24 protein-coding genes are annotated in these 22,720 nt (G+C 37.9%); 18 read left to right on the forward strand and 6 right to left on the reverse strand.

What is annotated here, in order from left to right:
* Positions 1-3 precede the first annotated feature (3 nt).
* The 5 genes from I6J03_RS19245 to I6J03_RS19265 all read left to right on the forward strand — a co-directional run bounded on the left by I6J03_RS19245 (position 4) and on the right by I6J03_RS19265 (position 5,442).
* Entirely contained in the window at positions 4-867 is an 864-nt protein-coding gene (locus I6J03_RS19245; RefSeq protein ID WP_003002730.1) for a DUF4303 domain-containing protein, read from the forward strand.
* A 52-nt stretch (positions 868-919) separates the two neighbouring features.
* Positions 920-1,486 carry a DUF4303 domain-containing protein gene (locus tag I6J03_RS19250; protein WP_003002727.1) on the forward strand — a complete coding sequence of 189 codons (567 nt, stop codon included), beginning with the start codon at positions 920-922 and terminating at the stop codon, positions 1,484-1,486.
* Positions 1,487-1,555: 69 nt separating this feature from the next.
* Positions 1,556-2,296 carry a DUF4274 domain-containing protein gene (locus I6J03_RS19255; protein WP_003002725.1) on the forward strand — a complete coding sequence of 247 codons (741 nt, stop codon included), beginning with the start codon at positions 1,556-1,558 and terminating at the stop codon, positions 2,294-2,296.
* A gap of 30 nt (positions 2,297-2,326) precedes the next feature.
* On the forward strand, positions 2,327-2,782 hold the full coding sequence (locus I6J03_RS19260) for a hypothetical protein (protein WP_232279590.1): 456 nt from the start codon (positions 2,327-2,329) through the stop codon (positions 2,780-2,782).
* A 179-nt stretch (positions 2,783-2,961) separates the two neighbouring features.
* Positions 2,962-5,442 carry a toxin-antitoxin system YwqK family antitoxin gene (locus I6J03_RS19265; protein ID WP_201693908.1) on the forward strand — a complete coding sequence of 827 codons (2,481 nt, stop codon included), beginning with the start codon at positions 2,962-2,964 and terminating at the stop codon, positions 5,440-5,442.
* Between the two features lie 107 nt (positions 5,443-5,549).
* On the opposite strand, the gene I6J03_RS19270 is transcribed toward I6J03_RS19265, so the two are convergent.
* From I6J03_RS19270 to I6J03_RS19280, 3 genes are all read right to left on the reverse strand, one after another.
* Entirely contained in the window at positions 5,550-6,029 is a 480-nt protein-coding gene (locus I6J03_RS19270; protein WP_003002718.1) for a nuclear transport factor 2 family protein, read from the reverse strand.
* Between the two features lie 155 nt (positions 6,030-6,184).
* Positions 6,185-7,057: a cation diffusion facilitator family transporter gene (locus tag I6J03_RS19275; protein WP_002995505.1), complete on the reverse strand. Its 873-nt coding sequence runs from the start codon at positions 7,055-7,057 to the stop codon at positions 6,185-6,187.
* Positions 7,058-7,269: 212 nt separating this feature from the next.
* The gene (locus tag I6J03_RS19280; RefSeq protein ID WP_003002715.1) at positions 7,270-7,650 is read right to left on the reverse strand and encodes a hypothetical protein; all 381 of its coding nucleotides are present in this window, start codon (positions 7,648-7,650) and stop codon (positions 7,270-7,272) included.
* 193 nt (positions 7,651-7,843) lie between these two features.
* On the opposite strand from I6J03_RS19280, the gene I6J03_RS19285 reads away from it, so the two are divergent.
* The 6 genes from I6J03_RS19285 (at position 7,844) to catB (ending at position 11,481) form a co-directional block, all read left to right on the forward strand.
* Positions 7,844-8,506: an Imm19 family immunity protein gene (locus I6J03_RS19285; protein ID WP_232279589.1), complete on the forward strand. Its 663-nt coding sequence runs from the start codon at positions 7,844-7,846 to the stop codon at positions 8,504-8,506.
* 47 nt (positions 8,507-8,553) lie between these two features.
* Entirely contained in the window at positions 8,554-9,006 is a 453-nt protein-coding gene (locus tag I6J03_RS19290) for a hypothetical protein (RefSeq protein WP_039989436.1), read from the forward strand.
* Between the two features lies 1 nt (position 9,007).
* Complete coding sequence (locus I6J03_RS19295; RefSeq protein WP_232279588.1) at positions 9,008-9,568, forward strand: hypothetical protein; 561 nt, start codon at positions 9,008-9,010, stop codon at positions 9,566-9,568.
* Positions 9,569-9,677: 109 nt separating this feature from the next.
* Positions 9,678-10,088 carry a hypothetical protein gene (locus I6J03_RS19300; protein WP_232279587.1) on the forward strand — a complete coding sequence of 137 codons (411 nt, stop codon included), beginning with the start codon at positions 9,678-9,680 and terminating at the stop codon, positions 10,086-10,088.
* A gap of 53 nt (positions 10,089-10,141) precedes the next feature.
* The gene (locus I6J03_RS19305) at positions 10,142-10,705 is read left to right on the forward strand and encodes a hypothetical protein (protein ID WP_003002705.1); all 564 of its coding nucleotides are present in this window, start codon (positions 10,142-10,144) and stop codon (positions 10,703-10,705) included.
* A 143-nt stretch (positions 10,706-10,848) separates the two neighbouring features.
* The gene (gene catB, locus I6J03_RS19310) at positions 10,849-11,481 is read left to right on the forward strand and encodes a type B chloramphenicol O-acetyltransferase (RefSeq protein ID WP_003002703.1); all 633 of its coding nucleotides are present in this window, start codon (positions 10,849-10,851) and stop codon (positions 11,479-11,481) included.
* A gap of 60 nt (positions 11,482-11,541) precedes the next feature.
* Here the strand turns inward: catB and I6J03_RS19315 are convergent, their stop codons facing one another.
* The 3 genes from I6J03_RS19315 to I6J03_RS19325 all read right to left on the reverse strand — a co-directional run bounded on the left by I6J03_RS19315 (position 11,542) and on the right by I6J03_RS19325 (position 15,458).
* Positions 11,542-13,410, reverse strand: a complete 1,869-nt coding sequence (locus tag I6J03_RS19315) for a M60 family metallopeptidase (protein ID WP_003002701.1) — start codon at positions 13,408-13,410, stop codon at positions 11,542-11,544.
* 330 nt (positions 13,411-13,740) lie between these two features.
* Positions 13,741-14,262, reverse strand: coding sequence for an NADPH-dependent FMN reductase (locus I6J03_RS19320; protein WP_003002699.1), 522 nt, complete (start codon positions 14,260-14,262; stop codon positions 13,741-13,743).
* A gap of 119 nt (positions 14,263-14,381) precedes the next feature.
* Positions 14,382-15,458, reverse strand: coding sequence for a hypothetical protein (locus tag I6J03_RS19325; RefSeq protein ID WP_003002697.1), 1,077 nt, complete (start codon positions 15,456-15,458; stop codon positions 14,382-14,384).
* A 364-nt stretch (positions 15,459-15,822) separates the two neighbouring features.
* On the opposite strand from I6J03_RS19325, the gene I6J03_RS19330 reads away from it, so the two are divergent.
* From I6J03_RS19330 to I6J03_RS19360, 7 genes are all read left to right on the forward strand, one after another.
* Positions 15,823-16,122: a hypothetical protein gene (locus I6J03_RS19330; RefSeq protein WP_003002695.1), complete on the forward strand. Its 300-nt coding sequence runs from the start codon at positions 15,823-15,825 to the stop codon at positions 16,120-16,122.
* A 3-nt stretch (positions 16,123-16,125) separates the two neighbouring features.
* Entirely contained in the window at positions 16,126-16,764 is a 639-nt protein-coding gene (locus tag I6J03_RS19335; protein ID WP_003002693.1) for a hypothetical protein, read from the forward strand.
* A gap of 47 nt (positions 16,765-16,811) precedes the next feature.
* Positions 16,812-17,498 (forward strand): hypothetical protein, encoded by a 687-nt coding sequence (locus tag I6J03_RS19340; RefSeq protein WP_003002691.1) that lies wholly within the window; start codon positions 16,812-16,814, stop codon positions 17,496-17,498.
* Positions 17,470-18,657: an outer membrane protein assembly factor BamB family protein gene (locus I6J03_RS19345; RefSeq protein ID WP_157600374.1), complete on the forward strand. Its 1,188-nt coding sequence runs from the start codon at positions 17,470-17,472 to the stop codon at positions 18,655-18,657. Before I6J03_RS19340 ends, I6J03_RS19345 begins: the two co-directional genes overlap by 29 nt.
* Before the next feature lie 9 nt (positions 18,658-18,666).
* On the forward strand, positions 18,667-19,251 hold the full coding sequence (locus I6J03_RS19350) for a hypothetical protein (RefSeq protein ID WP_003002686.1): 585 nt from the start codon (positions 18,667-18,669) through the stop codon (positions 19,249-19,251).
* 378 nt (positions 19,252-19,629) lie between these two features.
* Entirely contained in the window at positions 19,630-21,204 is a 1,575-nt protein-coding gene (locus I6J03_RS19355; RefSeq protein WP_003002683.1) for a DNA/RNA non-specific endonuclease, read from the forward strand.
* A 45-nt stretch (positions 21,205-21,249) separates the two neighbouring features.
* Positions 21,250-22,665, forward strand: coding sequence for a fimbrillin family protein (locus I6J03_RS19360; protein ID WP_201693910.1), 1,416 nt, complete (start codon positions 21,250-21,252; stop codon positions 22,663-22,665).
* The last annotated feature ends 55 nt before the right edge of the window (positions 22,666-22,720 follow it).

Below are 22,720 nucleotides of genomic sequence, written 5' to 3' on the forward strand. Positions count from 1 at the left end.
AACATGAGTAAAAGCAATGATAAAATAAAACTGAGTGAAGAAGAAGCTGTGAAAATAATCGTAGATCTCGATCAGATTGTCGTTTCACTTGACAAAATCAAGAGTCATTTTGCAGAATACAGCGATTTTCAAAAACATGACAAAACACTTAGTGACTATATCATAAATGAAAAAGTAAATCAGACATTGGCACAAATCAGAGGTTTAATATCCTCTAAATTTTTACTGAGTGTTGGTGAGGATGACATGGATGATCTGGAAAGAGCTTGCAGCACCAATAGATATTGGTGTCCGGAAAGTAAAGAAACTATTGTTCCGACAAATCTTGAGAATTGGCATAAAAGAAATCTTCCGGTTTTATCCGGTTCAATTGTAAATGAATTCGATTTTTTCTATCAGCTTTTCAGTAAGAAAGAACAGAGCATGTATGCTTTTGCCTTGATACTGGACAATGATTGTCTTACCGCTTATTCAGCCGTTTCTACAACCGAAAGCTTAAAGAAAATCCATAAAAATAAAGAATGGGATGCTCCTGAATGGTGTTTTTGTGTTAGCCAGGACGCTGTAAAAGAAGGTGTAGACACTTTTACCAGATTGCTTTTGGATCGCTATAGAAAGGATATTGTGCCGTTATTTCAGCAAGGTTTTGATTATGCACCCGAAAGGCAAAAAAATCTGCAGTTATTTACAGATGCCCTGCGCATTGCGAAACAGGAACTGGTGAAAAAATATGGAAATGAAATAGAAGAAATGGCTTTTTACCTCAGCATACCGGGAGAGCCAATTGTAGAAAAGAACAGTGTATTAGCCATCAATAATGAAGGCAACACGAAAGTAAAAGAACTATTGGATAGTCTATATATTTAGAACGGAATAGGGAGCAATAATGTTAATGATAGCCTTTTAAACAGAGATTATAATGAATTTAGATTTTGAGAAATTAGCCATACAGATTGAAGCTGCAACCCGAAAATCTTTTCAGGAAATTGTGGCTAATCATGCCGCTGAAAATATTTATGCTTTTGCATTATATAGCGACGAAGGTGCTATGACGGTTTGCCCGGCAACCAATACGATGGATTTTTTAGCCACCAGACCTCAGGACGACTTGACCTATTATACATTTGAGCCAGCAGAATGGTGCTATGAAGGTAGCAGACCTGGCGATGGATTCTCTGCAATATCCCATCAATTGTATGAAGCAATCGAAGCAATTGAAGAGGATCAGGAAGACGAATATGATGACGAGAATGACGAGGAATTCGAAGAGTTTCAGCAAACCTTGTATCAAACCTGTTTTGAGGTTTTACTCAAATTAAAACAGGAAGACTTCTTTAAAAATCTTGTTGGAAAAGATATTTTCTTAATGTTTTCCGTCAATGATTATGAGTTTGACCGAGATAAGCTGAGAGAGATAATTATTTTACTCAATGATAATCCGTATCAGCAGGAATATCTGGACTGGATGAAAACATGGCGCAAATAAAAGAAAAAACGCTATACGAATATTGTACAAAATGGAAAACATTCATATAGATAATACAAAAAAGAATTTATGGATCAATTAGGAGAGCTGATTAATGATAAGACTTCGGAAGAATTACATTACCTCGCCACTCGTCACAATTGGGACAATGGTGTGAAAGTTTTACAACGGATTATAGAAAGTTCTGTTTGCAGTGAAGCGACCGCTCTGGAGTTATTCTGGCTGGCACAGCCACAGGATTTTCAGCAATATAAATTGGATATAGTGTTACAGGATGAATACCTGAACGAAGTGTTTATGTTGCTGAAAACAATTTTAAGGAACTATCCTGATAGCTTTTATCAAAAAACAGCTATTCAGTTTGATCCGGCACCATTTTATGAAAATGAACTTACAGTTCCGGATTGGATTTTTCAGAAAACCAATGGTGAAGACAGCTATGTATATTATGAAGAAGATGACATTGAAGATTGGTTTGATACGGATTGGAAAAGTAATATCCAGCGTGCAGAATCTGCGATTGAATTATTCAATATAGCCTGGTTTATGGACGAACCAGAACAGGCAGCGTTGATTTTAAAGCATCCGTTATGTGATAAAGGAATTGCAGTTCTGATATTTTGGAGATTATACAACGAATGTGCTGTATATACCGAAACAAACGGGAAGCTAAAAGAGATAATTCATGATATTCTGAACAATGCTTATCCTGAGGTACTGAGCTATGATCCTAAAACGGATGAAAAAGTTGATTACAAGAAGACGAAAATCGTCTGGGAGATTCCCGAAATATTTAGAAAAGCGGTCTAAAACATGCATATAATGATAAAAAATACCATGATGAAAAAGAATTTAGCTTTCCTGATTTTGAGTGCGTTGCTGATCGTGTTCTTCAGTTGCAAAGAGCCGGAAAGAAAAAAAACGATTTTTCCGAATTACCTGAAAAACACCCATTGGATTGTTAATGAAGGAGGACTTATGGCTCCGGATGGGGAGAAAACCTATTATCTGTCTCCAAGAATAGACACTGCAGTGATTTTCAACTTTCATGCTGTCAACTTTTTAGATGAAGAAGAGTTCAGCAGTTATGATAGTTGGGAATGTGGAAATGATTGTTTCACAAAAGTATACGGGAAGTATTATTTTACAGCAGCTAACCAGATAAAAATGGATGTTGATAGTATCAGCACATCAGGAACCTGTCTTGCTCCGACACAAATTTTCAAACCATCAAAAGAAATGGTTTTCGATCTTGTAAAAGAAGGAGAACAGCTCAAACTCACAAGAAAGGAATAAGGTCACAGGAAATTGTACACAATAAAACATCTTCAGGAATGGATTGTTCAGAATGAAATTATTCCGAAAGTTTGAAATTTAATGTTCAGCTTATTTATAATAGTCTGTAACTGGAAATAAGGGCCATGTTAATTTTATTTTGTTTATCTTTTCTATCTAAAAACTGATTCACATAAAGTATGAAATATTTCTTTTTACTTATACTGGGGCAATTTCCCCTTTTATTGTTTGCGCAGGATACGCTGTATTTTGACAGAGACTGGAAGCAGACAACACGTGATAAGCATGAATTTTACCGCTTATTACCTATGAAACGCTCCGGTGAACTGGTATTTATACAGGATTTCTATAAGAACGGACGTATGCAGATGCAAGGTTATGCTCTGGCCAGCGATGAACAATTTTATGTAGGGGATTCATACTGGTATGATGAAGATGGCATGGACAAAGAACTAAAACAGTCTGTCAACAAGAGCAGTATAAAAGAACTAGTCTATTATCATCCGGATGGAAGCTTATGGCAAAAAATTGATTATAGTAGTAGTGGCAGGAAAGAAAAGATAAGTGTTTATCTCAAGAATAAAGTTATTTCAACGGGTCTTATAAGTGAAGACAATGTATTGTCCGGTGTTTTTAGTCCAAATGCTCCGCAATTGTATTATGATGAAATCCATATAGAATCTAATCCTATGATAGATTCTGCTGATGTACTGACTGATGGTGAGGAATCTTTAATAGATTCTGCTGCTGTAGTAGTTGATGGAGAAGAACCTACAATGGTAGAACCTATACCTGTTATTGTCAGCCCTGCAAAAGTAAATTATACTGAAATCCTATACTGGTCGCATGGTCAGAAAGCACGAGAGTTTACCTATGGAGATTACGGAAGTTTGATCAAAAGTAAGTATTACAGTGAAAAGGGACAGTTGATCGATGAGTTTTCAGGAAATGAATCCGGCACCTCATTCACGTATTATAAACGAAATGGTTTTGCTGTGGCTATAAAAACAAAAGATGTTCGTACACCAGGCGACGATGCCGTAAGAATCGAAACTGAATATAATCTGAAAGGACAATTAACTAAAAGATCCACTTTCCGTGAAGGAGAACTGGCTGAGGTCATCCTTTATGATGAAGGAAAGCAGCAGTCGGTACAGAAGTATAAAGATGGTGAGCCTTTTGATGGTTTCTTCACAAATGAACGTTGGAACAAAGTAACGTCATATCAGCTTGTCAACGGACAAAGGGTAGGAAAGGAAGAAACGCGTAATATGGAAACAGGAGATATATTTGCATCGGGAATATATAAAGATGGTGAACCCTTTGAAGGTTATTTTTATACAGGAGAAGAGGATTATCTGCTTTTACACTATCAAAATGGAAAGCAGGATGGCGTACAGCAGCAATTTGTGGACTCAGAATCTACCCGTCTGCAGGAAGAATACGAAATGAAAGCCGGAAAACGCGATGGATTCAGACGGATTTACAGAGACGGAACAGTGGAATTTGAGAGCGAATACCGCAACGATGTACCCGTTTCAGGCACCATAGTAGATGACGGTGCGCAGTCTATATATGAAAATGGTGCAATCGTCAAGAAGATCATATTTCCGGAATACAACATGGACAATCCTTCGTCAATCGAGAATTACAGCAATAATAAAATGACAAGTATAGAATATTTTGATTTTACCATTTCTGAAGATCCTCAGGAATCCTATGTGGGTGAGTATAAGGATGGAAAGCCCTTTGACGGATATTTCAAGTCAGATACACTGATCGATAATATTCAATTGATCAGTTACTATGAGCAGGGTACATTAAAATATAAGTATTCCTTTGAACTGCTGGAACAGCTGGAAAATTATATGCATTATACATATGACCGCAAATCGGAATATGTAAACGGCAAAATCGTCAACGGACCTGAATATAAGCTGGCAGATCGATATGCGATGATCACTTCGCATTATGAATCCGGAAAGATAACGGCTTTTGATGTCAATGTATTTGCCATGCATTATTTCAACCGGATTATTTTTAAATATTCCAATGATAAGCTGTCTATATCCGAAATGACAACACCGTTGCGTATTGTCGCTTCTGTAAAAGATAAGAATATCGTAGCCGAACTGTGGAAAGACGATACATTGATTAAGAAAAGTCGGGGTATCACCATGCCGGAAGAGGGAAGTCGTAATTCGATCACTAGATTCTATGTCGATAATCAGCAAATCAAAAAATATATTATGGCTGTGGACACGCTAGATGAACAGATTGACGAAGAAGATTCGAATTCACTGGTAAGTAAACTGTTTTATCAATTTCCTGTAGAAAACAATACCGATCTGGAGAATGTTTTCAAACGGTTTTATAATAATTTCAATCAGGAGGATCTCAACAGGGTGTTTGAAATGAGTATAAATGAAAATTTCCCGATTAATGAGACCAATTATCTCGGAGATCTGCAGTATGACGAGAATGCAAAGGCTGTAATGGGACTTCGGATCATACAACAGCCTGATAACACAGTCCTTGTAGAAACAATAGTAAACGGGAAACTAAAAGCTACAAATAAGTTTAAATCCGTAGCTGCTCTCCTTGAGAATGACAGGGCAGAATTAAAAAAACTGGAGCACAAAATGTTAAATGAATACTAACATTTACATCATTCTTTAGCTTAGTTGGAACGGATGTAAATCCGTTCCAACTGAACAAAGGAAAGCTAGCAGGGAGATAATACAGACTTTACGGACAGGATACCTGATCAATGATCATAGCTAACTACCCTTGATATTTTCCAGCCCTCATCGGTCTTCTTCCAGATATGCATAAATTTGAATGTACCGCAATTGACCAACGTTCCGTTTACTAACTGGCAAAACCGGTGCTCCCCCGTTTGAATAGCTCCGTAATCTTTAACAGGGTATACCTCAACGCTTTCTTTAACGAGTACTCTTCGTAACGACGTGTTGCTGCTGGCCATGATTTTAAATTTTTCAATCGTTCTGTCATAATTATCAAGGCCACCTTTATCATGATAGAATTCCAGATCTTTCATAAAAAATGCACTTTCCTTTTCTACATTTCCGGTATTTACAGCATCGAAAAGCAGGCTATCCATTTGGAGAATAATATTATACAGTTCTGGCGATACAGGAGTATAAGGCTTTGACTGAGCGGATACATTGATCTGTAAGGCTACCGCCAGTACGAACAGTATCAGTTTACTATATAAATGTGTCATGTTATTGGATTTTATGCACCCAAGATAGTAAGGCACATATTCATTCCATATATTTATTCTGTTAATGAATGAAAGGGGTAGGTTAAAGACCTGTTTTTACCGGTAGATGCATCAATAATGCAGGGTCACCCCCTGCATTATTGAATGCTGTTTTTTTAATAACTGTTCGGTTCTATATGTATAAGTACATGGCCCAGCTGAGGCATTTTTGCTCTTAGAAAATCTTTCAGTTTATGAGCTATCCGATGCCCTTCTCTGACTGGAATATCAGCCTCGACGATAGCATGAAGATCTACATGAAAGGTTGTTCCGGACTTGCGTACAAAACACTTTTCTGTTCCTAATACACCTTCGACCAATATAGCATTCTCTTTAACCTGCTCAATTATATCCTCATAAACGTTTTCATCCATTATTTCACCAAGGGCAGGTCTGAATATATGATAACAATTGTAGAGAATAAATCCGGCAGCGAAGAGAGCCGCAAAGTCATCAGCACTTTCATACCCTTTGCCCATAGTGAGGGCTATAGAGATGCCTATAAAAGCCGCTACAGATGTAATTGCATCACTTCTGTGATGCCAGGCATCCGCTTTGAGTGAAGAGCTGCCGGTTTCTTTACTCTTTTTGATTACGATACGGAAAGAAATTTCTTTCCAGATAATAATACCTGCTAACACAGCCAGCGTCCAGGGTTTGGGAAGTTCATGAGGAGTTCCGATATTTTGAATGCTTTCATAAGCAATGATGGTTGCTGAAACAATCAGAAATCCAACTACTATAAACGTGATCAGAGGTTCTACACGACCATGCCCGTAAGGATGATTCTCGTCAGCCGGCCTCTTGGCATATTTTAGTCCCAGCAGCACCAAAAAAGAAGAAAGGATGTCTACAGTAGACTCTATGGCATCTGCAATCAGGGCATACGAATTACCAAAAAAACCTGCCAGCCATTTCAATAGCGCCAATGCGGTATTACCTGCTATACTGAAATATGTGGTTTTTATTGCTTTATCTTCACTTGTCATTATCAATTCGCTTTATTTTTTCAATTCTATGAAAGGGGTAACACCCTTTGTATAACAATTTGTCTCCAATTTGGATTTGGTATTGTACCTGATTTTGAACACTTAATCTTTTGTAAACTTTATATTCTTATTCTCTTATTTAAGATATTGTTAATAAGAAAATTATGGATTTCAAAAGTTGTTTAACAATGACGTCTAAGAATCAAAATCTGCTAAACAAATTGCGGAGGCTGCCATACAGCGGAGAGGTTGTAAGAGGGTATTTCCTTATTGAGATAAAAGATAAGGGTTTCCGATGCTATCCATACAGTTTCACCTTTGGGTAGCGTGACCGGTGTAAATGGAAGGCAGACTGTGAATTGAAGGAGATTGATATGCTTTACAAAGGGCAACTTCATATCGGTATCCCAGTCGGCATCTTTTTCGTGGCCTGCATAATGATGAACCAGATAATCAATAATGCTTAGCTGATCTTCGTATTGCTTGTGTTCTGCATAATGCTGTATCAATACAGGAATCTTGAGCACTTGTGCAAGTTCCGTTGTCGAAAACAGATAAGCAGAAAGAAATAACAGGACAATACTATTTTTCATCGTCACAAATGTAGGATATTTTTATAATCCATTACAAGGACAACGTAAATCATAAGAAGACGAAGTTATAGGCCTGATAAGATAAAAGCTGATGTTCAGCGAATATAGGTTCCAACTCTACGGATTACAAATGCTTTTTTGTACAGACCATAAATTATCGTTTATTTGGGGCAGTACTTCTAAAATAAGAGTTATGAAATTAGATTTATCAAATAAAGATTTTTGTCTGTTCTTAATGACAGAGTTTCCTTTTGGGTCTAATGAAGAAAAAGAAACTATGCTTTCTGACTATATCGTTGAAAATTTTCAGATGCCTTCTGAAAGCTGGTTTGAGGAACTGGCGGGCAAAACAGATGAAAGTGGACAGGAAGTACAACCCTGGAATGGTTACACCTGGATGTATCCCATTAATGACAATGTGACTTTTTACGCTGAATTTCACCCAAATGAAACGATTTACTTTTTCAATGATACCTATCTGGGAAACACGGGAGGGCATTTTCACCTTTCTTTATTGCGCTGGGCCGAGTTGAAGTCAATTGTTGCAAAGCAAGATAAAGATCCTTCTTTATTGTTTTTTATGCTGCTTCCGCTCACTCTGGGTGATATTTCCGAACAGGAAGATATCAGATACGAGATTGCTCTTCATCTGACAAAGACATCAATAAAAGCTGAAGATCTTATAATGGATGATATTGCAAATTTTTTGACCAGTCATGTTGTTGCATATCAGGGTTTTGAATACAGGGAGGGCGTGGGGTTTGTTACGCAGCGGAATCATTCGGAAAGAAATCATATGCATAGTGAAGAAGATCTCAGGACAATAAATGATATCATAGGATTGGCAGTGAAATAATAGTACAAAAAGCACTGTACTTATACAATAAACAGCATATAAAAATAATGAATAACAGGTCTATCAAATTACTGCAGGCATGTCTGCTCATCTGTATCGTGATGATATTTACGATCATGCAGGGATACTGGGCCTTATGGGAGTACAGAACTGCGCCCTCATCCAGTTGTCTGGATTGCAGTTTTTTTCCCGACCTGATGATATCTTCTCTTTTACCTTTGCTGGCAATGGCTGTTATACATCTGGCATTTGTGTGGATAAAGCCGCGTCTGATGATCAGGGCAGGTACAGTTGCGTTGATCCTTATACTTTGCTGGTACCTCATCGATACTGCAATTTTTGACGAAAGAGAAGCCTCGTGGAGTACGTACACAGATCTCTGGGCTGTAAGTTTGTATATATGTGCTTTACAGATCATTATATTTGGATTGATTACTGCCGTAGTCTATTATAAATTGTATTCAAAGAAAACACCTGTTAAGAAAACGTATGAAGAATAGTATGCTAAAGATTTACGTGATCATATCCTTACTATTGTTGATGGATATCCTGGCCTATTGTTTTTTTAAAATAAGTCTGCGGGGATATTACAGTGATGTAATGCTGGTATGGTTGTGGTTTACAGGTAGTTTTGCAATCATTATCTTATTCTGGAAAAGAATATTGGCTAAAATCCTGCTTGGAACCATTACAGGAGGCTTGATATTAAGTATACTGCCTATGGCTATGCCATTCTATGCTCTGTTATTTTCTAACACACCTTTTGGATTATGGCTGGATACAGATTTGAACGCCAACTATCGCGCACAAATAGTCGGGTACAGTGTAATGTCGCATCCCGTTTTACAGGTGATCGAAAAAAAGGGATTATTGGAGAAACAAATCTTTCAATGTAATGATCGTGATCTGCTAAATGACAATTACGAAGTTAAAATCCGCTATGCCAAAGATATTATTTTTGAGCGCGAAACAGATAGTACGCTGACATTGACCTTATTCTATGGCGGATCTAATAAGACATTGACATTTGATAAATCCAACGGAAAAATTATCAGAAAATAATCTTCTCAGAGGAAGACATACAGAAGGAACAAAAATGGAAAATAGCGGAGCCTCGAGGAAAAATTTGCATCTGCACAGTTTGTTATATGCGATAATATGGGCTGTGTATATGGCTGTAATAATGCCTTTGGCAGATAAGGTAACCGGACCATGCGAGGGTACGCCCGGTCATGATTATACGGGTGCATTTATTGTACTGCCACTTTATTTTGTTTTGTTTGCAGGTTGGATATATTACATCAGCAGAAAGATGATAAAGATGGTACATATATGGCTGCTCATTCTGATGATATTGTTTGTAATACCTGTAGGCATAGCAATTATAGTTGCCGGTATTTTTTATATGGATAGTATGATTTCGTTTATGCAGGATTCAGAATGGTTTTCATATTTTTACGAATATGGATGCTATGCTGACCTCGAGGTGCGTGAACTGCCCATACTAACCGGTACAAGTATAGGGCTTGGGCTGTCTCTATATGCGCTGTTACTAGTATTTAGGAGAAAAGAAGGGAGATAAGTCAGGAGCGATTGTAAAATTTATAATGTATTTATTTTGTAACTAACCTTATTATGCCGGATATAAATAATGTACCGGATCATCTCATTGGGCTGATTCAGAATTTTGATTACAACAGTATCAGATATTTTAAAAATAATCAGGTCTGGCTGGAGCGTCTGGGTTGGGTAGGGGAGCTAAGCTGGAATCACCAGACTATGTTTAACTTGTATTATTCAGGCATCAGAGACGATGACGGAACGATACGGAATGACAGAAATATTCCGCTGGTCATATGGGCACAAGTACCGGAAGGAAATCACCGTATTTTATTATTTGATGAGCGAATACATGGTTATAATGCACTTCTGGTCGAAAAGATTAGCTCCGATCCTGTACAAGCTGATCTTTATGCAGACAAGGATGGAAACACAGTGTTTAATATCCTGATGTGGGCTAATTCAAGTATAAATTTTGAAGATGAATTTGACTTGAACAAGGATAAGGAAATAGTCACTGTTGATGAGGAATACAGGAGTATTGACTATTTGAAAAGAAATGCTTTTGATTATATGGGTATCCTTATCATAAATGCGCATAAGGATGAAATAATATGTTTAGATATAGAATTAGTTTAGTAATACAGATATAGATTTTATTGTTTTTAGTATATTTGAACATGAAATTATCAGATTAGCATATTATTGAAGCTTGATTTTCAGGGTAGAAAAACAAGCTGCCCTGTTATTGTATTAGATTTAAAAATAAATATGCTATAGAAATGAATAATTTTTTCGAAAGCCCATTCAAGGGCAAAATCATAAAAGATCATATCACCAACCCTAATATTATTGCCGGTAAGTATTCCTATTATTCCGGTTATTACCACGGCCATTCATTTGACGATTGTGCACGCTATCTTTTTCCTGATAGAAAGGATGTGGATAAATTAATTATCGGTTGCTATTGTTCTATTGGCAGCGGAGCAAGTTTTATTATGGCTGGAAATCAGGGACACCGATATGACTGGTTGTCAAGTTTTCCATTCTTCTACATGCCGGATGTGGAGCATTTCAGTGCAGGCATTGATGGATTTCAACCTGCAGGAGATACTGTGATCGGTCATGATGTATGGATCGGAAGTGAAGCGATGATTATGCCGGGGATCCGGATCGGTGATGGGGCCGTTATCGGAAGCCGCGCTTTAGTGACAAAGGATGTGGAGGCTTATGCTATTATTGGCGGAAATCCGGCAAAACTAATAAATAAGAGATTTAGCGATGATCATATTTCACTGTTGCTGGAGATGAAATGGTGGGATTGGGAAGATGCTGTTCTTAAAGAAGCCATACCATTTCTTTGCTCAAATGATATAGATGCACTTTACAGCTATTATAGACAAAGAATCAAATAGAATAAAAAGCCTGTCTCAGATCAATTTCAAAGACAGGCTTTAGATTTTTATCTGTGTTTTCTATTGTTTTACCAGTTTAAACTTTTGTGAATTTCCTGTTCCGGAAGTCCATATCTGCATCAGGGTACCATTGGCGGTGGCTCCGTTTTTGACATCGAGCGACTTATTAGTTCCAACGGCAGATTTCAAATATACATATCCTGCACCCGCATCTGCTACATCCCAGCGTTGTGCATTACCGCCGTGATATCCGTACACAATAATAGTTGTGCCATCGGCTGATCCGCCTCCCTGTACATCCAGTACTTTGGTAGTATCTGCCATCGATTTAAAGACATATTGATTTCCGGATACTTTTCTGGCCAGAAATTTCTGGTTATTACTGGCCGGATTATTTCTCGACCATAAGGTAACCGGAGTCGAATTAGCAGGTGTATGACTATTGACATCTACTACACTGCTATTATTTACTGCTGAAACAATCTGGTAAATGCTTCCATTCTCTATAAGGGTCTGTCCCGGAGTATAGGAATCTGTCAATTGAGAAAGATCATAGGACGGAGTTGGTAAATTGAGTGCAGCTACGGCATTATAGATATTGAGGCTGTTGTCCTGAATGCCCCAGGCCTGAAAAAAGCTGGTCAGATTATAACCCGACTGCTGACAGGCTTTAAGTATGAAGTTTTTCTTCTTGGCATCACTTGAACTGTAGGTACCTGTATCTTCACGTACAGAACGGTATAGATTGGTGTAGAAGGAGTCGCCATATGCAAGCCACAGCTGGTGAAACATAGCCAATTTGACCCAGACTCCTTGCGAATCAAAATTCTTTGTTCCCGTGCTGCTCAGGTACGTGTGTACCTGAGGCCACACATTATCTTTAGTCAACCTCGTCGGCGTAATTCCTAAAGCACGTTCTGCTTTCAGACTAAAAATATTGACCGTAACCTCACCAAGTCCATCCCAGTCTATAGGCTGCATTTGCATCAAATGCCCAAACTCATGCCACACTCCCCAATTGGTTACAATATCTTCACCAAAGACTTTATGTGCATCGTAATTAGCATAAGCTGTACGATAGAAAAAGGCATAATACAAACCAAATGGTACTTCTGTCTGCACCATCAAATGTGGGATCACAGGTCGCGTATGTTGAGTACTGCTATTATTTAATCCTGCATATGTATAATGGTTATCCCAGACTGCATCAGCATTATTAAGGATCAGATCATTATTTTGCGTAGAAACTGCAGAATGCAAATTCTTTGCATATACCATATATACATTTTGCCCGACCATCAGTACATCTGTAGCATTGTTATAGGTGAGCAGTTGGTTTTGCCAGTTACTCAGCGTTGTAGAATTCTTGATGTAGACAGGTATCCGGGAAATATTTCCGGAGAAGGACAGTAATGCACTGGCACCTGGAGCCGCTGTAGCATTGGCGGGTTGCTCGTAAGTAATCCAGATAATACCACCATCAGCATTTGCGGTAATGGTATTGCTACCTGTAGAAAGATTATAAACAGGTGGATTATAAGAATAATCATGATTTCGGGAATGGGTACCTACCTGTACTTTAGGAAGAGTAGAACCCTGCTGCAGATTAACATTAATGTTAAAACTCTGATTAGGAGCGACGTAATAACCAGTCGGAAGAATCCTTGTCGGCTCATAACTGGTTTTTAAGCGGTTTTTTAATGTTGTAGAATTAATCGTTTCCCTGAAAATTTGCTGAGGTTTGCCTATGGAATCCAATACATAGTAGGGGCTGGCAGGAGCAGCTGTACTGGTGTTAGCCATATCCAGCGTAGTTGGATTTTCATCCGGCTTTGCATTAAGGATATCCTTTTGACAGGAACTTAATAAGGAGGCTCCGAAGAGCAGTCCACTCATGACCAGAAGGACCGGGGTAGTTCTGTTTTTCATAATCTGATAGAATTGAGTTAGACTAATCTGAAAGCCAAAACTGTGCCTTTATTCCTACAAAGAAAAAATACCAACAACTGAATCTGCTTTAAATTCTTTTATATTCATTTTTTTAATTTACGCAATCGATTGTTCTATTTTTTTTATTCTCATAATATGTATATCTGTCAGATATACAGCTTAGTAGTGAAAATATGAAGTTCGTCTGTATATGTGGACAACAGAATTAAAAGTATAAATTTGATTCACAACTATAAGGTTATTAATTTTCGCTCAGCGTTCTTCTTTATAAACAACAATGTAAGCTTTATAAAGGATAAGAGGGAGCGACTAAAGCGTTTCCTGTAAAGCTGCTGCCAGACCGGTAAGGGCAGCTTGTATATCCGGATCCGTAATCTGGCCCTCCTGATTTATTTTACTCTTGACAGCCGGTATATGAAGACAGGTATTTGCCTCTACAGAAGCGCCTAATGTGCGTAATAACAACTGAAGTTGCTTATGCGTATGTTCTCCATCTGTGGAAGCCGTGATAATAGCGACCGGTTTATCCATCCATATGGTGGTAGCAACAGTCCATTCCAGAAGATTTTTTAGTCCGCTCGGGATACTGAAAATATACTCCGGTGAGCAGATCAATACTGCATCAGCATCTTGTATAATCTGTCGTAGCGCAATGATCTCAATAGGTGGACGCTCTGTACTCTCTGTCGGGTCAAAATGCGGAAGTTCCTTGAGCCGGTCAAAAACCAAAAGCTGGATTTCATCGTCCAATAGTGTTTTTAAGAATTCGACAATCTTGTGGCTTGATGATGCTGCAGCAGCACTTCCAACTATGGCTATTATATTTTTCATATACGTATACCCGACTTAGGATGCGAAGGTAACATTTCCTGTTATCATTTAAAAAAAATCACCGGCCATTTGAGTCAAATCAGAAGGGGATTAAAAAACACACCGACCAGTCCACTTACTTACAGCAATTCCTTACTTTCCATACTTTCCCAAAAATCCATAGCTTCCTCCAGTTTTGATCTTTCATATCGAATAGTAATAAAACTGCCCTGCTCTTCATTCCCGGATACAAAAAGATAAGCGACCCACTTATCAGGCAACATGAGTTTAATTGACGTTCCGCCGTGTTCATCGGTCTCAATCAATTCTTTATCCATATTCGTCAATTGAGAATAGGTATGGGTTAGTACTGTTTTGAAAAAAGTATTTTCACGCAGATACAGAATATTAAGCAGTAACTCTTGTTTTATAGCCGACCTGTTCGATTCTAATTCCATCCTGAAAGGTATGGTACGGCTAAAGTAAAGTTCAAGATCTTCGCATCCGCTAAGTGAAGCTATATATTGTGTGCTGTCTGTTAAAGTAATCACTTCTGTATATTCTTCATTAAACTGATCGTCTGGTTGTAATGTAGGCTTTATCAGCTGACGATCATTAGGTATGAATATTTGCTTTTTCACATCTGCCATAGGACAACGCTGATAATGCACTTCAACAACTTTATTATCCTGAAAGGAGAATACGAGGTTCACCTGTTTTAATTCTATATCATCTTCATCGTAAGCAGACCGTGACATGGGATTTTCATTGTATGTGGTATATATTTTTCCCTTTTCTACACGATCAATGGTCAGATGACCATATGAAAATTTACCACCTCCGAATATAGAATACTGGTTGAGGATATGATGCTCTTTATCCAATAATACAAGTAGATAATTATATCCATAGGCATTGCCACCTCCGCCAAGACCCTCATCCATAAACTGGAAAACAGCATCCGGAAATCCATCCTGATTAAAATCATCCACCCAAAGGGGAGAAGATTCGGCAGAATAACAGGAGAGAAAATTTCCGTCTTCATCCCTGACACAGTTATCTCCGGCTGTCGTCTTGCCTTCTGCCTGCTGCAATTTGAGCTGGACAAGCTGATCTCCGATTTGTTTCAATATGACCGAATCTAATGTGTGGGCATTGGCGCAAGTCGTGCTAAACAATATAAAAGCGAATATTAAACGGATAACTATTGACTTCATGTCTTTAACCTTTATGAGCCAAAACTAAATAAAAGAATGTCTGATAACCAGCCCGGATTCAAATTCGTTTATGAAGATCTGTAATTCGCCATAATTTATCGGTAATCCGTATTCATTTGCCCGGGTCCATGCTTTATACAATGTTGCTACAAGTAATACCCGTAAGCAAATAATGGCCGGATAGATACAAATCTGGATTGAGGGTCTGCAAATGTGGATTTACACTTCGTATTAAAAACAACATGATTATTTTTGTTGTTATCTGATACCTTATCATCTGCCAGGTAAATAGCCGTGTTCAGAGATAAGTTGTAATAAAAGAAAAGTGAAATGTTAATACAGAAATATTTAAATTAACAAAAACATGCAATCTACTGAAGAAATAAATACATCAAGATCTCTGAGTGCAAAACTTTTGGCCCTTCTGTACATACTTGTCTTAATCTATTTAGGACTTATTTTACCTTCGGAAAATGATCAGTTTTTAATACCCGTTATTTATTTAGTCGTAATTGCTGTACTGCAGTTTAGCTTTGTCGTCTATTACAGATTACGGTTTAAGTCAGCAGCAGTTATTTTCTTAATCCTTGTCGTTGTATTACTCAGCCTGTTCGCCGGATTTCTTTATTATATCAGTGGATTGGCAGCAGCCTATAAAAACTAAACAATGAATATCCTAAATAAAATATATAGCCTGTTGATTCTGATCGTTATTGTGTTAGCCGTAATCGCACTAATAGACCGGAGTAAAAAAATAGATTACAGCACATTGCTGTTTACCTCAGAGCCGCTCAGAGTAAGAGAGATTTATCTCAAAAATGGGAATAGTGATGACTATGGAAATTTTAATTATCCAAATCCTGAATATTTTGCCTGGAAACAATCCGATCCTTCAGCTGATAACCGTTTTTTGAATTTTCCGGATTCACTTTCTGTTAGCTATTTCTCTTACACGGATAGTTTATTCTATCACAGCAATGTTTCGATCAGGGATTTTAATCCTGAAGCCTGGAAAGAATATAAGAAAGCCGGGCAGTACAATACATTTAGCTTAGGTATAGCTAATAAAGGCTGGATAATGTTGTGGTGTACGAATGATAGCAAGGGAACCACATTATTACTGAAAACTCAACTCAAACCTGTTGAACCAGTACCACAGGATCTGTATTATATCAAACAGTATAATAAACAAGACTATATAACTGAGATGTTTGACAAACTTAGTGACAGTATAAGGTTAAATATTAAAAATCACTATTACAATACAGATTATCAGGATAGTATAGATTACAATCTGAAACCATAACGACTAAAAATATATATTATTAAACATAAAAAATCATCCATTGCATTATGAAAGGAAAAAAACGCACCATGTTAATTGTAATTAGCAGTATTATAGTCTTTATCTTGTTATTTCTTCATTTTGTGGTGGGCTGGCATCATATTCCGCACCATCTTCGGGATTTAAAGGATGAGTTTCTGAACAGCTCATCTTCGTCAGATATACATAATGGTGAGGCTGCAGGAGTAGATACCATAAGTGTAGGAGTAGATTATGCCACTCGTGCTATTTCAGAGCCTCTGGATACGTTGATGTGGGGACAGCAGATAAGAGCAGGTGAGTTTGTTCCTGAAGGTGTAAAGGAAGAATATAATTACATTAAAAGCATTGACTTTAGCAAATTATCTCCGGCAGAAGATGTTCCGACAGATGAAGAAGCACAGTTTGCTATTGTAAGACACTACAAACAAGAGGTTGTCAGCTTATTGAAATCCAATGATGCGCATATACGTATAGGAAAGGGGTATAATGCACCTCTTCAGAAAAGAGATGATAACGAACAGGAAATCGCACGGGTGACTGCCATGGTATCTGCATTCAATACAAAAGGTGTAAATCTGGGTAATATCCAGATGCCGTTGGGTATAGTTTATGACTTTGTCAAATTTGCATCCGACCCGAATACATGGTATATAACAGATTTCAGCCAAACCATACCTTATGATTATGAACTTAATAAAGACCGTCTTGATTAAATTATTCCTGTTTGCAAGTGCCGTACTTTCTCTTTTTGTCGGATGTAAGGATAATAAAGGTGAAAATAAAGCAAAAACCAGTCTTTTTGTATCCACAAATGCAGGAAGTATGTATGCATTTGATATTGTTGAGGACAAACTAATCTGGCAGAAAGAGGTCAGAGATAGCAATATAGATGAACTCACCTATTTTTCTTTTTATAAAGATGAAGTTATTAAAAGCTATCTGGACGCCCGTATAGTTGGCTTGGAAAGAAGCACAGGTAAGGAGAAATGGACCTTTGAAGATAAAGTTTCACCGGATCAGCAATATTATGACTATAACTTTTCGGATGTAAGATTTGTACATTTTTATCAGGAGCCTGCCATTTACCAGAATGCGATGTTATTTGCAAATAGTCATGGCGAGATTAAATCTGTAGACATTCCTTCCTTAAAAGAGAACTGGATATACCAGTGTGAAGTTCCGTTATTCAGTGCTCCACAAATTCTCGGAAGTTCAGTCTACATGAATATTGGTTACAGGTTACTGAAATTATCCGCCGCAAAAGGAAAGCTTTTGCAGAGTTATAACTTCGATGAAGGTTCATCTTTTCCGGTTAAAACGGAGGGAAACAGAATTTATCTGTTAACAGAAAGAGGAACAGTAATTTGCTGGGATGATAATCTGGAAGTTGTCTGGACCTTTTCTCCGAAAGATGAGGACTTGCATATCAATAAGAATCTGCTGATAAATGACAATCAGATACTGATAGGAAGTAACCGGTTATTAAGTATAGATAAAGCGACCGGAAAATTATTATGGAAGCTTGACTTTAAGGAGTCTGGCATATTTACCGAAGAAAAGCTTTCCGAAGAAGTCACCAATTATGAAACAGATATTCGTTCTCTTGTGACTACAGACGAAGGTTTTGTAGTGAATACAAATTCCCATATTGTTACGCTCAGTAAAAAGGGAAAAGTAATGCAGAAATATAAATGGCCCGAGCCGGATATGCTTATGGGCTTATCTTATGAAAACGGATTTTATTATGTTGTTACGAAATCCGGAAAATTATTTAAAACAGACCTGGATTTTAAAGAACGTAAACTGTTAAAAGAAAAGATAAATTTCAATTTTGAAAGAGGTCTTGAAGATGTCTGTTTTAGATTTGATTAAATACTTTATATGAGAAATCTGACGCTTTTGGTGACTATCGCCTTTCTTTTAGCCTGTAAAGGTGCGGATAAAGGAAATTCAGATACAAAAGAGTATCTCAGTCACGAAGATATGCCTAATGCAGCAACAGTTTATGAGACTATTGTAACTACAAATGTTACGGATAATACAGTACTTCTTACTTTTTTGCAGGAAAAGTTAAAGAAAGCAGGTTTCCGTTTTGAAGAGGCAAAGGATCGGGGAGGTTGGTCTTACAACAATTGCGAGGACAATAAAATCATCGCTGTGGAAGGAAAAGGCATCCGTTCCTATTTTTCAAGAAGTTACAAGCCGGAGAGTGGTACAAAAGACATCTATCCTGATTTTTACACCCTTGTATATGAATTTCCAACGAAAGATATTGCGCAAAAAAACTATGAAATTATTTACAAAGCCTTATACTCCGGAGGAGCATTCTGTAATGGCAAAGCTCCGGAAAAACTGGTTATCAACGGAAACGAAATATATCATTTGTCCACACGCGCTGAAATGTTCAGAACCTACACAGAACGATACGGAGACCTTATCCAGAACTTTGGAAAAGAAGTAAAATAAGCTAAGAAAGATAAAAAATAAGTTAAAGACGTAATTTACAGTTTAGTCATAGTGGCTTTCAGTAGTTTTCTATGGCACATAAAGCTTACCTAAAAGATATCTATAGCGATGCTTAACGATTTTGCAGTCGGGAGTCCGATAATTTAGTAAAGAGTTCTTTTTTATAATACCTCAACAGTATGTTAATTCATTTGCATTGTGAATAAGCTATACTTAATAAAAAATTAAAAATAGATTAACCATAGGGTTTTATTGTTTAGCTAACTTTGGTTAACTTTGGAAATCTATCATTCAATAATGAAAAGTTTTAAGATCCTCAGGGATCGACCGAATGATTATTTTCTATAAGTTTTTAATATTATTAATCTAATTAAGTTGATGAGAAAGAACTGGCTTTATTTGCTGGGATGCGCAGTTTTAATGTTTTCTTCCTGTCGCAAGGAAACTGATCTAAATTCAAAAGGTACCTCAAATCAGGTATATTTTTCAAGTAAAATTGCGGGTTTGCCGCAAACAAGAGCCCAGGGGACACAATGGGGCGCTAACGATGCCATCGGTATCTTTATGTTTCAGAACGGTGTGCCGCTTAGTGGTACATCTGTCGTTAATAATGGGTTTAACAAACCTTACAGTACCAATGGTAATGGAAATTTTTCGCCATTAGATGCACAGTCTTCTCTGGAATTCCCTACAGGCAGTAAAGTGAGTTTTGTTGCCTATTACCCTTACCAAAGCAACAACACACTTACTCCGACACTGAATATTACCAATCAGGAAAATCAGCCACTACTTGATTTTATGATTGCCCGTAATACAACAGGTCTTAGTGCCGGTCAGGGTCCCGTATCCTTAACTTTCGAAAGACAAATGACGAAAGTTGAACTCAAGCTTAAAGGAACAGATCTAAGTGGTCTGAAGGCGAATTTTACCGCTCTTTCTTCAACTGCTGTTGCAGATCTTTCTTCAGGTCAGTTAACTCCGGATAATACTCCAAAAGATATTCCTGCAAAAGTATATCTGAATGCTTCTAATGAGACTATTGTAGAGTGGACTATATTCCCCGGAGTACTTACTGTACAAAACAAGATTGTCTTCACTAAAGCTGATGGAAAAACATTTACCTGGACGATAGGTGCCGGAACAACTTTTGCCAAAGGACATCGCTATCAGTATGATATCACACTGGGACAGGATGGAGGGGTAACACCTCAACCCACAGCATCTTATATGGAACTTCCGGTCATAGCTGAGCAGACCAATATCAAGTATAATCTCAAAATGTCTACTACGACCAGAAGAAATTACTCCATGTTATACGATACACAGTATAAAGTAGCGTATTGGGTGGCTTATCCATTAAGTAATGATTATCTGGGAAGTCAGGACCGTACCGATAAATGGGCATATGATCCTGCATTTTTATCGAATTTGCAAGCCAATCTGGAAAGCGGATATCCTAATAATGCCAGCCTGCAGATTGACAGAGGGCATCAGCTACCAAGCGGTGACCGGACTTATAACCGTGCTGAAAATGAGTCCACCTTCTACTACACTAATATGACGCCGCAAAACAGAAGCCTTAATCAGGGGGTCTGGGCTAATCTTGAAAATAAAATCCGTACCTGGACTACTCAGGCCGGAGTAGATACGATGTACGTAGTGACCGGAGCCATGGTGACTACTGCAACAGATAAAGTCGTGGAATATGTACAGGATAATTCGGGTAAACAGGTAGCCAAGCCTAAATATTATTACAAAGTATTAGCCATGAAACAAGGCTCCAATTATTATACCATAGGATTCCGGATGAACAATGTTTCGCCTTCCAATACCGATTATATGAATTATACGGTAACCGTAGAATCACTGGAAAAGGAAACCGGATTTACCTTCTTCCCTGCATTGAGCAAGGAAGCCAAATCGACCATTAATACACAGATATGGCGCAAATAGTTATTAGTCAATAAAATATAAAAACCATTTATTCTTTAACAAAACATGAAAAAGAATCAATTTCTAGGTGCTGCTTTAGCACTGATTGTTCTCGGACATTCGTGCAAGAACGATGACTACCGCGATTTAGGAAACAAAGACAATTCGCAGGTACAATTTACTTCTGCTATTGCAGGAAGTGTAGGTACACGTGTCACAGGTAACGCCTGGGATGGAAATGATGCTATCGGTGTATTTATGAAGCAAGGTAACGGATTGGCAAATCCTTTAGCTGCAAATAAAAAATACACAACAGGTGGCAACGGTAATTTCTCTGCACAGGGGACAGAGATTATTAACTATCCGGAGACAGGATCGGTTGATTTTATTGCCTATTATCCGTACAGTGCAAACCTTTCAGGAACAACATTGCCGGTTACAGTAGCTAATCAGGCTACACCTGCCGCGATCGATGTATTGTATTCCAACAATGCTACAGGACTGACCAAATCCAGTGGAACAGCTAATCTTAATTTTAGTCACAAACTGGCTAAAGTAGAACTGACTGTTAAACCTGGTACCGGTGTGACAGATGTCAACGGTCTTCAGGTGGCGTACAATAATGTGAATACAACAGCATCTTTGGATCTGGCTACAGGTACATTGAGCGGAGCTGCTGCTGCACAGAATGTATCGGCTAAAACTACAGCACAGACTGGTTCGCAATTAGTAGAAGCTATCCTACTTCCTGGAGATTTCTCTTCAAAAGAAGTCGTATTTACACTGGCATCCGGTACATTTAAATGGACTATGCCTGCAAGTACAACATTCGAAGGTGGTAAGAAATATACATATGATATCGTTTTACAGACAACTACTACAGGTAATCAGGTGGCAGTAACCGGTGCCGGAACAATCACAGACTGGACAACTGTACCGGGAGGATCTGTAAATGTAGGTGTTGATGGTACTACTCCGACAAATCCGGGTACAGGTACTGAACAGACATTGTTCTTAGAGACTTTTGGTGCAACCAAAGTTACTTCAAATACTAAAATAGCTTCATTTACGGATTGGGATAACAAAACTTTAGTATTCTCAGATGCTTTTGCAACAGCGGATATTCGCGGTACAGGAGCTACAGGAAGTAATAATGTTTGGTTTCCTGCAGCAAGTGCAACAGTGACAGGTGCTTCTTTGAAGATTGATGGAGTAAATACAACAGGATTTACGAAGTTGAAATTATCATTCAATCTTGTTGCAAATAACCCTATCAATTTGAATGTTATGACTGTAAAATATAATGGCGTAACTTATGCTGTTCCAAGTCAGGATGTTACAGATCGTAATGTTGTTTATCCGGTTACGATAGATTTAGGTACTGCTACACCTGGCGCTACTGGTACTTTAGAGTTCAGTACAGGTGCTACAAATACTGCTGGTTTACGTTTGGATGATGTCAAACTTGTAGGCACAAAATAATATTTAATACCAATCATTAACACTATAAACAAGGGGAGGAGAAGATCTTCCTCTT

Source organism: Sphingobacterium spiritivorum, assembly GCF_016724845.1.
In the GTDB taxonomy this organism is placed as follows: domain Bacteria; phylum Bacteroidota; class Bacteroidia; order Sphingobacteriales; family Sphingobacteriaceae; genus Sphingobacterium; species Sphingobacterium spiritivorum_A.